The following is an 11,818-nucleotide window of genomic DNA, read 5'->3' on the forward strand; positions in this document are numbered from 1 at the left end:
GGGTGAACGGACCCGAGATCACCCTCGAAGTAGCCCCGGAGCTGCGGCTCTTCGTCGCCCACGACCGCCGCCTCGGGCGCACGGCAGTCGCCACGGACGGCTCGTCGACCCTCGGACACGTCGTGGAGTCGCTCGGCGTCCCGCTCACCGAGGCAGGGGAGCTCCTGGTCGACGGCCGCCCTGTGCCCGTCTCCCACATCCCCGGAGCCGGCGAGCTGGTCGAAGTGAGGGCGGTGCACCGCCCCCAGCAGGTCCCGGGCGCGCCGCTGCGCTTCCTGCTCGACGTACATCTGGGCACGCTCGCGCGGCGTCTGCGGCTCCTGGGCGTGGATGCCGCGTACGAGAGCGAGGACATCGGCGATCCGGCGCTGGCCACCCTCTCGGCGGAGCAGAAGCGCGTCATGCTCTCCCGCGACCGGGGGCTGCTCCGGCGCAGGGAGATCTGGGCGGGTGCGTACGTCTACAGCGACCGGCCCGAGGAGCAGCTCCGCGACATCCTGGGACGCTTCGCCCCCGTACTGGCGCCGTGGACGCGCTGCACCGCGTGCAACGGGGAACTCGCCGAAGCGGACAAGGACTCGGTGAGCTCCCGCCTGGAGCAGGGCACGCAGGCGTCCTACGACGTGTTCGCGCAGTGCACGGCCTGCGGCCGGGTGTACTGGCGCGGCGCCCACCACGCCCGCCTGGAGGGCATCGTGGCGGACGCCATGGGCGAGTTCGGCGGGGCGGGCCGCCAGGCTCCGACGGCCTGAGAGACCGCCGGGCGCCTCCGGTCCGATCGGACCGCGGGCGCCACATCCCTCACGCAGCCCCTGGGCGCCGCCCGCCGTCAGGGCTGTTCGGCCGTCAGGTAGCGCTGGACCGTGGGTGCGAGCCAGCGGACGATCTCCTCGCGGGACATGGCCACGGCGGGCTCGATACGCAGGACGTACCGCGCGAGCGCCATGCCCAGGATCTGCGTGGAGACGAGCGCGGCGCGGCGGGGCGCGTCGGCAGGATCGGGACAGACCCCGGCGGCCACCGGCCCGAGCTGCTCGGCGAAGACGGCCCGCATCCGCTCGGCCCCCGCTTCATTGGTGACGCCGACCCTGAGCAGACCCGTCAGCACGTCGTCCTGTTCCCAGCGGTCCAGGAAGTGACCGACCAGCACCGCGCCCACGTGCTTGCCGGGCAGGGCTCCCAGGCCGGGCAGGCGCAGGTCGATCACGGACGCGGCGGCGAACAGCCCCTCCTTGGACCCGTAGTAGCGCATCACCATGGACGGGTCGATGCTCGCGTCGCGGGCGATGGCCCTGATGGTGGCGCGCTCGTACCCCTCGGCGGCGAACCGCTCGCGGGCGGCTTCGAGGATCGCCGCCCTGGTGGCGTCCGAGCGACGGGGGGCGGAGGAGGCGCGCACTGTCATGCCAACAACTGTAGGCCAACATCCGTTGACAAGCCATATGCGCCCACCTACTGTTGCCAACAAGCGTTGACCAACAAGCGTTGGCATGAGCTACTCGGAGGCCGTCATGACCGGCACGTCCAGCACCGGATCCAGCTACGCCGGCACCACCGATGTCGTGGTCGTGGGCGCGGGCCCCGCAGGGCTGCTCCTGGCGGGCGACCTCGCCGTCCAGGGCCTGTCGGTCACTCTGGTCGAGCGGCGCCCGGCCGAGGCGGGCACCCTGACCCGGGCCTTCGCCGTGCACGCACGCACCCTGGAGGTGCTGGACGCCCGAGGACTCGCCGACGCGCTGATCAAGACCGGCACGGCCCTCACCCACCTGCGCCTCTTCGGACGGCTCTCGCTCGATCTGACCCGGCTGCGCAGCCGCTTCCCGTTCCTCCTCATCACCCCTCAGTACGAGGTGGAGCACCTCCTGAGGGACCGCGCGCTCAAGGCAGGCGCGGACATCCGGTTCGGGACCGAGCTGCTCGGCCTGAGCCAGTCCGCCGACGGCGACACGGTCACTGCGGCGATACGCGACGCGGACGGGACCCGGTCCACCGTCGAGGCCCGGTATCTCGTGGGGACCGACGGGGTGCGCAGCTCCGTCCGCATGGCCCTCGGGCTGCCCTTCCCGGGCGAGTCCGTGATCAAGTCCATCGTTTTGGCCGACGTCCGGCTCACCGAGGAGCCCTCCGCGCTCCTCACGGTCAACGGCGCGGGCGACGCCTTCGCCTTCATCGCCCCCTTCGGCGACGGCTGGTACCGCGTCATGGGCTGGAACCGCACCCATCAGGCCGACGACAACGACCCGGTGGAGCTCGACGAGCTGCGCGAGACAGCCCGTCTCGCGCTCGGCACCGACTACGGCATGCACGACGCCCGCTGGATCTCACGCTTCCACAGCGACGAACGCCAGGTGCCCGCCTACCGCACCGGCCGGGTCTTCCTCGCCGGAGACGCCGCCCACGTCCACTCGCCGGCGGGCGGCCAGGGCATGAACACCGGCCTCCAGGACGCGGCGAACCTCTCCTGGAAGCTCGCCGCCGTCCTGCGCGGGCATGCGGCCGACCCCGAAGCACTCCTCGACAGCTACCACGCCGAGAGGCACCCGGTAGGCACCCAGGTCCTGCGCGCCAGCGGCGCCATCATCCGCCTGGCCATGGCCAGAACCCCGTGGCAGCGGCTCGCCCGGACGGCCGTCGCCCACGCGGTGTCCATCGTCCGGCCGGCCTCGGACAAGGTCATCGGAAGAATCTCCGGCGTGGGCATCTCGTACGACGCACCGAAGGGCAGCCACCGCCTCACGGGCAGCCGCTCCCCCGACCTGCGGCTGGCCGAGGGCCGTCTCCTGGAGCTCCTGCGCGAGGGCTCCTTCGTCCTGGTCACGCCGCCGGACGCCCCCGGCTTCACCGGGCCGGCACCGCTCGTCCACGCGCACTGGACGGGCGACCGCACGACCACCCTGCTCATACGCCCCGACGGCTACATCGCCTGGGCGGGCGAGCACGCCGACCCCGACGCCCTGCGGCAGGCCCTCGGCAACCCATCGTCCACCCGGGGCCGCTGACCGTCCGCCAGACGCCCGGCACCGGCCGGGACCCGCACCGCCGGGGACCACCCGGGACCGCCCGGGACCACCCGGGACCACCCGAGACCACCCGAGACCACCCGGCACCGCTTCAGAAGACGTACGCGTCACCCGTGGAGAGGACCAGCACCTCACGCGTGTCGTTCCGCCGGTTCCGGTCGCTCGCACCGCCGTTCCAGACGGTGTCCACCCGCACCACGACCTCGGCCGGCCGGCCCGCGAAGCGCAGGCCGAGAGCCGTGCGCCGCGCGTCCCCGGCCACGCGCAGCGGTCCGGTCGCGCACAGGACCGTGCTGCTGCCGCCGCGCATGCAGCGCCGGGGCAGCCGCTGCCAGGCCGCCAGCGGCGCGGAGAAGCGCAGGCGCACGGTGGCGTCCGCGAGCGGCGACGGCCCCCGGTTCCCGGTCAACAGCTGGACCCCGATCCGTTCCTCCGTGAGCGAGACACGTCCGTGGTGGGACACGTCCGCCTCCGGCGCGATCGCCCGCTGCGCGATGCCCCGCGGTGCGGGCTCGGCCACGGCGGACAGCCCCGGACCCAGCACCACGGCCGCCGCCATCGCCGCCGCGGCGGGCGCCTTCAGCACTGCACTACGCGTCACTCGCATGAGCAGAAGATACCGATAACACCCAATCATCCCTATGTGATGACCGGTTCGTCGCACTTCCCCCACTCGCACGGCCCACCGTCGGCGGCCGGCACCGCTCACCCGCCCCGGCACCCGCGTCCCGCCCCGCATGGCACGCTGGCCCCATGCTCGTCGCCCGTTCCGTCGCCCTCTTCGTCGTAGCCGCGCTCTTCGAGATCGGGGGCGCGTGGCTCGTCTGGCAGGGCGTGCGTGAGCATCGCGGCTGGATCTGGATCGGTGCGGGGGTGATCGCCCTCGGTGCCTACGGATTCGTGGCCACACTCCAGCCGGACGGGGAGTTCGGCCGCATCCTCGCGGCGTACGGCGGGGTGTTCGTCGCCGGGTCGATCGCCTGGGGCATGGTCGCCGACGGCTACCGCCCGGACCGCTGGGACGTGACCGGCGCGCTGATCTGTCTGGCAGGCATGGCGCTGATCATGTACGCCCCCCGCAACCACTGAACCCGTACCCGTACCGCCCGCCTATCCTGGCCCCGTACCGATCAGCTGTCCGAGGAGTTCGCATGGCCGCCACCCCCATCGCCGTCATCACCGGTGCGAGCAGCGGCATCGGCGCCGCGACCGCCAGGCAGCTGGCCGCCGCCGGATACCGCGTGGTGCTCACCGCACGCCGCAAGGACCGCATCGAGGCCCTGGCCGCCGAGCTCACCGAAGCGGGCCACCAGGCGGCGGCGTACGCCCTGGACGTCACCGACCGCGCGGCGGTCGACGAGTTCGCCACCGCGTTCCGCTCCCTGGCCGTCCTCGTGAACAACGCGGGCGGCGCGCTGGGCGCCGACTCCATCGCCACAGGCGACCCCGCCGACTGGCGCCAGATGTACGAGACGAACGTCATCGGCACGCTCAACGTCACCCAGGCCCTGCTCCCCGCCCTCACCGCGAGCGGGGACGGCACGATCGTGATCCTCTCCTCCACCGCCGGCCTCTCCACGTACGAGGGCGGTGGCGGTTACGTCGCCGCGAAGCACGGCGAGCACGTGCTCGCCGAGACCCTCCGGCTGGAGATCGTCGGCACCCCGGTCCGCGTGATCGAGGTCGCACCCGGCATGGTCAAGACCGAGGAGTTCGCCACGACGCGCTTCCGCGGTGACACCGAGAAGGCCGCCAAGGTCTACGCGGGCGTCGACGCCCCGCTCTCCGCCGACGACGTCGCCGACACGATCACCTGGGCCGTCACCCGGCCGAGCCACGTCAACATCGACCTCCTGGTCGTCCGCCCCCGCGCCCAGGCCTCCAACTCCAAGGTCCACCGCACGCTCTGAAGCCGACGGCCGACGGCCGCCCGACGGATGGCACACAGCACACAGCTGGAACGAGCCCCGGATCCCGCCACGGGAGTCCGGGGCTCGCGTGTGTGCGGGCCCGGCCGTCCCGGCGGCCTCTCCCTCGGCGGCACCTCTCGGCGCGGACCTCGTCGGCCGATCGGCTGCGCATGCCTCGCGCGCCGTCGTGGACCGCTGTGTTGTGGACACAGGTGCGTGCCGAGGTCCGGGTGGTCGGCCGGCTCGGGCGCTCAGTCACCAGAGAGAGGCCGGAACATGCCCGCACTCCCCCTGCCCGCACACCCCCTGCGTGGGTTCATAGTGGGCCGGCGGTGCCACGCCGCTGTCATCGCCGCGGTGATGTCCTGCTCGACCGCACTGACCGGGCCGGGCCACGTCGCGGCCGACGCCGCACCGCCGCCCTCCGTGCCCGCCCCACAGCTGGAATGGAGACCCTGCGTCCAGGGCAGTCCGTTCGACTGCGCCACCGCGGAGGTGCCTTTGGACTACGCCCGCCCGGGAGGCCGCAGCATCGACCTGGCCGTCGTCAGACGGAAGGCGACCGGCCCCGGAAAGCGCGTCGGAACCCTGTTCTTCAACCCCGGCGGCCCCGGCGGGCCCGGGACGGTCCAGATGCCGCAGAACTGGGAGTTCTTCCCCCGCGAGGTGCGGGAGCGGTTCGACATCGTCAGCTGGGACCCCCGCGGAATCGGCAACAGCACCGCCGTGAACTGCTTCACGACTCCCCAGGAAGCCGCCGACTGGAACGCGAGCAAGGCCGTGGGCTTCCCGGTCGGCGAGAAGGAGCAGAAGGACTTCACCGCCGCGTACGCGGATCTGGTCCGCCGCTGCGAGAAGAAGGACCCCGAGCTCCTGCGCCACGTGTCGACCGCCGACACCGCCCGCGACCTCGAGCAGCTACGCCGCGCGGTGGGCGAGCCACAGCTCAACTACTACGGGATCTCCTACGGCACGATCCTGGGCGCCACCTACGCCAACCTCTTCCCCGGCAAGGTCCGGGCCATGACTCTCGACAGCAACATAGGCCCCCAGGCCTGGACGAACCACTCGTCCGACGACGCCCGGCTCACGACGTTCCTGCGCGTCGGATCGGACCGCAGCGCGGCGGCGACCCTGGACAAGTTCCTCGACCTGTGCGGATCCACCACCACCGCCCGCTGCGCCTTCTCCGCCGGCACCCCGATGGCGACCAGGGACAAGTTCGACCGGCTGACCGAGCGGCTGCGGAAGGAGCCCGTGGACACGTGGACGTACGCACGTACGGTCGCCGACACGGTGAACAGCCTCTACCTCGTCAGCGGGTGGGCCGACCTCGCCGGCCGGTTGCAGGAGCTGTGGCAGGGCCGGGCACCGGAGCCCGCGCCCTTCCCGCCCGCACCGCCGGTCCCCGATCCGAACCCGTACCTGGGCGAGGAGCAGGCGGCGGCCGTGCTCTGCGGCGACAGCCCCAATCCGCGTGACGCAGGTGTCTACCCCTCCTTGGAAGAGGCCTCGGCCGCCCGCGCGGGCGATGCCGGTCGCTTCTGGACCTGGGCGACCGCCGGGTGCACCACCTGGCCCGCCTCCCCGGACCGCTACACCGGCCCGTGGGACGGACGGACCGCGAACCCCGTCCTGGTCGTCGGCACCACCTACGACCCCTCCACCGCCTATCCGAACTCGCGGGCCATGGTCGAGGAGCTTGCCGACGCACGCCTGCTGACCAACGAGGGGTACGGCCACACCGCGCTCCTCAACCCCAGCAGCTGCGTCCAGGACCACGAGAGCCGGTACTTCGTCGACGGAGTTCTTCCGCCGGCCGGAACGACGTGCCGGCAGGACACCCCGCCCTTCACCGCCCCCAAGCCGACTGGTGGTGTCTCCACCGGCGGCGGCGCCACGGCCGCCGGCCTCTCCTGAGAACGTCCTGAGGACCCTCCGTACAACAGCAGGCCCCGGACCGCGGCCGGTCCGGGGCCTGCCTTCCGCGTGCGGCGCCGGGCCTCAGCCCTTCACGCACACGATCAGCCCTTCACGCACACGATCTGCTTGATCTTGGCGACGACCTCGACCAGATCGCGCTGCTGGTCGATGACCTGCTCGATCGGCTTGTACGCCGCCGGGATCTCGTCCACCACGCCGGAGTCCTTACGGCACTCGACGCCCCGCGTCTGGTCCTCCAGGTCCTGTGTCGAGAACCTGCGCTTGGCCGCGTTCCTGCTCATCCGCCGGCCCGCACCGTGCGAGGCGGAGTTGAAGGACTTCGAGTTCCCGAGCCCCTTCACGATGTACGAGCCGGTTCCCATGGACCCGGGAATGATCCCGAACTCCCCCGAGCCCGCACGGATCGCGCCCTTTCGGGTGACGAGCAGGTCCATGCCGTCGTACCGCTCCTCCGCCACGTAGTTGTGGTGACAGGAGATGACGGGCTCGAACGTGACCCGGGCCTTCTTGAACTCCTTCCGGACCACGTCCTGGAAGAGGCCCATCATGATCGCGCGGTTGTACTTGGCGTACTCCTGCGCCCAGAACAGGTCGTTGCGGTACGCCGCCATCTGCGGGGTGTCGGCGATGAAGACCGCCAGGTCACGGTCGACGAGGCCCTGGTTGTGCGGAAGCTTCTGGGCCTGCCCGATGTGGAAGTCGGCGAGCTCCTTGCCGATGTTCCGGGACCCGGAGTGCAGCATCAGCCATACCGAGCCGGCCTCGTCGAGACAGAACTCGATGAAGTGGTTCCCGCTTCCGAGCGTCCCCATCTGCTTGGTGGCGCGCTCCTGACGGAATCTGACCGCCTCGGCGATCCCGTCGAAGCGCGACCAGAAGTCGTCCCAGCCACTGGTCGGGAAGCCGTGGAGCTTCCCCGGGTCGACCGTGTCGGAGTGCATCCCCCGGCCCACCGGGATGGCCTGCTCGATCTTCGACCGGAGCCGCGAGAGGTCTCCCGGAAGGTCGTTGGCCGTGAGCGAGGTCTTCACCGCCGACATCCCGCAGCCGATGTCCACGCCCACGGCGGCCGGGCAGACCGCGCCGTGCATCGCGATCACCGAGCCGACGGTCGCCCCCTTGCCGAAGTGGACGTCCGGCATGACGGCGAGGCCCTTGATCCACGGCAGCGTGGACACGTTCCGCAGCTGCTGCATGGCGCCGTCCTCGACCGACGCCGGGTCCGCCCACATACGGATGGGAACCTGCGCACCCGGTACCTCTACATACGACATAACCCCTCGATTCCCCCGAAAAGACTGAAAGCGCAAAACCGGTGCCGAGGTCGGCATAAAGGTCGGCCGACCGGCATTCACAGCGGCGCGTGCGATACACATTGTGTCCATCGGCCGCCATCGAGCGGCAACCCGTTTTCGTACCGAAGGGAGCCTGGGACCGTGCGACACATGGCGTACGTACCCGGCGTCGCGCTTCTCGTAGCGCTCGTCGCCGGCTGCAGCGCCGGCTCCGACGCCGACGACCCCGACGCCGACAGCAAGCCCGGCAGCCCCACGGTCACGGCCGCGCCTCCCGGGAAGTACCGGACGCTGCCCGAATCCTGCCGTGCCGTACCGCGTTCCACCCTCAAGGACCTGTTGCCGGGCGCCGCCCAGCTGCCCGAGGACCAGCAGGAGAAGGTGTACGAGGGCACGGCGACCGTCACCTACGACACCGACCGCAAGGTCGGCTGCCGCTGGAAGTCGGACGTCCCCGACGCCTCCCGGAACCTGTCCATCGACTTCGAGCGCGTCGTGTCGTACGACCCTTCGGTGAGCGACGACGACCGCGCCCGGGAGGTGTACGCGACGAAGCAGGAGGCGGCCGCACTCCCGGCGCCGGGCGGTGCCACCCCCAGCGAGACGCCCGACGGACCGGCCTCCTCGTCCCCGGGCGGCAAGCCGGCCGGCTCCCCGAGCGGCACACCCTCCGCCACGCCCTCCGGCGAGCCGTCGGGCAGCACCACCGGCACCGACCCGGACGAGGACCTCCGGCCGCGGCTGCTCGACGAGCTCGGGGACGCCGCGTTCCTGGACGACGCGCTCACCCGGGCGGGTTCCACCGCGCAGCACCGCACCGTGAGCGTGGTATTCCGCACATCGAACGTCATCGTGACCGTCCAGTACACCGAGCAGCCCGCCCGCGTCACCGAGGTACCCGACAGCAGGGAACTGCAGGAGAAGGCGCAGGCCCTGGCGCGGAAACTGGCCGAGACCCTCAGCGAGTGACCCACTCCGGCGGGCCCCCCACCGGGGCCCCCGGAGCATCCCGGGGCCTCCGGCCGGAGGCGGCATCCGCTCGCGGTCCGTCGTACCGTGGCCCCCGACCGGCGTACGGCCGACGTACGGAGCGGCGTCCACCGCGACGTACGGCCCGGCGCCCCGCCCGGCCGACGCAACCGCCCGACCGCAGTACCGCCCGACCGCCCGCACGACTGCCCGCCCGCACGACCGACACCGCCGTGCCGTCCGAGTGAAGGAACCATGCACCGATCAGCCCCGCGACTGTCCTGCATACTCGCCTGCGCCGCCGTTCCGGTGATGCTCGTCGCCGCCGGCTGCTCGTCGGACTCCGGCGACGCGAAGGAATCGGGCGCCGCGTCCTCGCCGAGCACGAAGAAGGCCGAGCCCACCGTCGAGCCCGCGAAGTTCGACACGCTGCCGGACGCCTGCACGTCGGTCGCCAAGAAGACGATCGAGGACCTGGTCCCGAAGGCCAAGACCAAGGGCGGCACCCCGGGCAAGTCCAGCGACACCGCTTCCCGCGGCAGCTGCGCCTGGAACGGCCTGGACGACAACGGCGTGAAGGGCTCGCAGTACCGCTGGCTCGACATCGGCTTCACCCGCTTCGAGTCCGACCAGTCGCTGGGCAGCGGCGCCAAGCGCGCGACGGACGAGTACACGAAGCAGGTCGCCAAGGCCCAGGCGACCGAGGGCGCCGAGAAGCCCGCGGCCAAGCCCGTCGCCGGGCTCGGCGAGCAGGCCACCGCCGTCACGTACGGCCTCAGCAAGTCCAAGGAGGACTTCGAGTACGCGACGGTCCTCGCCCGCACGGGCAACGTCCTCGTCAGCGTCACCTACAACGGGGCCGGCTTCGCAGGCGCCAAGACCCCCTCGGCCGCCGACATCCTCGCGGACTCGCAGAAGGCCGCCAAGGAGGCCGTCGCAGCGGTCGGTGCCGACGACACGGAGAAGTCCGCGGACGCCCCGTCCCCCAAGACGTCCCCGAAGGCCTCGGACAAGGCGTCCCCGAAGACGTCCCCGAAGTCGTCCACCAAGACGACGGCCAAGACGACGGCCAAGGCGTCCAGGAAGGCGTGACCACGACCGGGCAGGGGCACGAACTCCCCTGCTCCGAGGCGCCCTGACGAAGCCCGGTACTCCTGCGGGTACCGGGCTTCGGCCCCTCCCCACGCAACGCGCCCGGCGGGCATGTGCCAGGCTGTGCCCGCCCCGGATGCCGAAGTGGAGCCGGGTTCATCGAAGTCGGGAGGGGATCGCGGGTGGCCGCAATGCAGCTGACACGCACGCACCGCGTACTCATCGGGGTCGTCGTCGCCGGCGCCGTGCTCATCGCAGCGATCGGTTTCGCGGGCTCGTACGCCGCCGTACGGGAACTCGCGGAGGAGAAGGGCTTCGGCCAGTTCTCCCTGGTCTTCCCGATCGGCATCGACGCGGGCATCTGCGTCCTGCTCGCGCTGGACCTGCTGCTGACGTGGATGCGCATACCGTTCCCGCTGCTGCGCCAGACCGCATGGCTGCTGACCGCGGCGACGATCGCCTTCAACGGCGCCGCCGCCTGGCCCGATCCGCTGGGCACCGGCATGCACGCGGTGATCCCCATCCTGTTCGTCGTCGCCGTCGAGGCCGCCCGGCACGCGGTGGGCCGGATCGCGGACATCACGGCCGACAAGCACATGGAGGGCGTCCGCCTCACCCGCTGGCTGCTCTCCCCCGTCCCCACGTTCAAGCTGTGGCGCCGGATGAAGCTGTGGGAGCTGCGCAGTTACGAGCAGGTCATCAAGCTCGAACAGGACCGGCTGATCTACCAGGCCCGTCTCCAGGCCCGCTTCGGCCGCAACTGGCGCCGCAAGGCGCCCATCGAGTCGCTGATGCCGCTGCGTCTGGCCAAGTACGGTGTCCCGCTGGCCGAGACGGCCCCGGCCGGCCTGGCCGCCGCGGGCATCGAGCCGGCTCTGCTGCCGCCGGCCCCGGCCGCCGTGGAGACCGCGCAGGAGCACCCCCAACTCCCGTACGTCCCCGATCCGCAGAGCGAGCCGGAACGCGGCCGCCGGCAGGACCAGGAGCACCGGTACCAGCAGGACGAGTACGACCAGCAGGACCGGTTCGTCCAGCAGGACGAGTTCGAGCAGCAGTACCCGGAGGGCCCCGGCTCGCACGGCAGCCCCTGGTTCGCGGCGCCCAAGGACGAGGTGTACGAGGGCGGGTACGACCCCGAGTACGACGAGGGCACGGACTCCAGCCCGATGATGATCCCCTCGGGCCCCGGCCGGACCCGCCCGCTCGGCAACGTGGGCACGATCGGCGCCTTCCCGCACCCGCGCGCCGCCGAGCCGGAGGCCGGACCGCTCCAGGAGCAGCCCGAGCCGGTGCGGCAGGACGCGGCCCGGCAGGACCTGGCCCCGCAGGAGGCCGACCCGGCCGAATGGGCCCAGACCGAGATCGAGTTCGGCGAGATCGCGTACGACGTGTTCACGGCGTACACCCACCAGCACCAGGACTACCCGAGCGCCGAGGTGCTCGACATCCACCTCTCGGACGGCCACAACGTCCGCCACCCGCACAGCGCCGCCCTGCTCCGCAGGCTGCTGCCCGGCTTCAAGCAGCGCTTCGACAACGAGATGGCCGCCGACCACATCGCGTAGCGGCGCCGGCGGACAGAGAGGAA

General features: G+C 71.8%; 11 protein-coding genes. 8 read left to right on the forward strand and 3 right to left on the reverse strand.

Annotation, left to right across the window (positions count from 1 at the left end; genetic code table 11):
- Nucleotides 1-2: 2 nt before the first annotated feature.
- Entirely contained in the window at nt 3-752 is a 750-nt protein-coding gene (locus ACFUNE_RS34180) for a Mut7-C RNAse domain-containing protein (protein ID WP_383576195.1), read from the forward strand.
- A gap of 77 nt (nt 753-829) precedes the next feature.
- Here the strand turns inward: ACFUNE_RS34180 and ACFUNE_RS34185 are convergent, their stop codons facing one another.
- Entirely contained in the window at nt 830-1,405 is a 576-nt protein-coding gene (locus tag ACFUNE_RS34185) for a TetR family transcriptional regulator (RefSeq protein ID WP_383576198.1), read from the reverse strand.
- 85 nt (nt 1,406-1,490) lie between these two features.
- Here ACFUNE_RS34185 and ACFUNE_RS34190 point away from each other — a divergent pair, with 85 nt between their 5' ends.
- Nucleotides 1,491-2,999, forward strand: a complete 1,509-nt coding sequence (locus ACFUNE_RS34190) for an FAD-dependent oxidoreductase (RefSeq protein WP_383576201.1) — start codon at nt 1,491-1,493, stop codon at nt 2,997-2,999.
- Between the two features lie 112 nt (nt 3,000-3,111).
- Here ACFUNE_RS34190 and ACFUNE_RS34195 read toward each other — a convergent pair whose 3' ends face one another.
- Nucleotides 3,112-3,627, reverse strand: a complete 516-nt coding sequence (locus ACFUNE_RS34195; protein ID WP_383576204.1) for a hypothetical protein — start codon at nt 3,625-3,627, stop codon at nt 3,112-3,114.
- Between the two features lie 146 nt (nt 3,628-3,773).
- Between ACFUNE_RS34195 and ACFUNE_RS34200 the strand changes: the two genes are divergently transcribed.
- The 3 genes from ACFUNE_RS34200 (at nt 3,774) to ACFUNE_RS34210 (ending at nt 6,850) form a co-directional block, all read left to right on the forward strand.
- Nucleotides 3,774-4,109, forward strand: a complete 336-nt coding sequence (locus ACFUNE_RS34200) for a YnfA family protein (RefSeq protein WP_307126497.1) — start codon at nt 3,774-3,776, stop codon at nt 4,107-4,109.
- 62 nt (nt 4,110-4,171) lie between these two features.
- Nucleotides 4,172-4,930 carry an SDR family NAD(P)-dependent oxidoreductase gene (locus tag ACFUNE_RS34205; RefSeq protein ID WP_383576207.1) on the forward strand — a complete coding sequence of 253 codons (759 nt, stop codon included), beginning with the start codon at nt 4,172-4,174 and terminating at the stop codon, nt 4,928-4,930.
- 276 nt (nt 4,931-5,206) lie between these two features.
- Nucleotides 5,207-6,850 (forward strand): alpha/beta hydrolase, encoded by a 1,644-nt coding sequence (locus ACFUNE_RS34210; protein WP_383576209.1) that lies wholly within the window; start codon nt 5,207-5,209, stop codon nt 6,848-6,850.
- Nucleotides 6,851-6,954: 104 nt separating this feature from the next.
- Here the strand turns inward: ACFUNE_RS34210 and ACFUNE_RS34215 are convergent, their stop codons facing one another.
- Nucleotides 6,955-8,148 (reverse strand): RtcB family protein, encoded by a 1,194-nt coding sequence (locus ACFUNE_RS34215; RefSeq protein WP_383576212.1) that lies wholly within the window; start codon nt 8,146-8,148, stop codon nt 6,955-6,957.
- 171 nt (nt 8,149-8,319) lie between these two features.
- Between ACFUNE_RS34215 and ACFUNE_RS34220 the strand changes: the two genes are divergently transcribed.
- The 3 genes from ACFUNE_RS34220 (at nt 8,320) to ACFUNE_RS34230 (ending at nt 11,795) form a co-directional block, all read left to right on the forward strand.
- Complete coding sequence (locus tag ACFUNE_RS34220; RefSeq protein ID WP_383576215.1) at nt 8,320-9,138, forward strand: DUF3558 domain-containing protein; 819 nt, start codon at nt 8,320-8,322, stop codon at nt 9,136-9,138.
- 255 nt (nt 9,139-9,393) lie between these two features.
- Nucleotides 9,394-10,230 (forward strand): DUF3558 domain-containing protein, encoded by an 837-nt coding sequence (locus tag ACFUNE_RS34225; RefSeq protein WP_383576218.1) that lies wholly within the window; start codon nt 9,394-9,396, stop codon nt 10,228-10,230.
- A gap of 182 nt (nt 10,231-10,412) precedes the next feature.
- Entirely contained in the window at nt 10,413-11,795 is a 1,383-nt protein-coding gene (locus ACFUNE_RS34230; RefSeq protein ID WP_383576220.1) for a DUF2637 domain-containing protein, read from the forward strand.
- Nucleotides 11,796-11,818 lie beyond the last annotated feature (23 nt).

It is taken from the genome of Streptomyces sp. NPDC057287, from assembly GCF_042667905.1.
Lineage (GTDB): Bacteria > Actinomycetota > Actinomycetes > Streptomycetales > Streptomycetaceae > Streptomyces.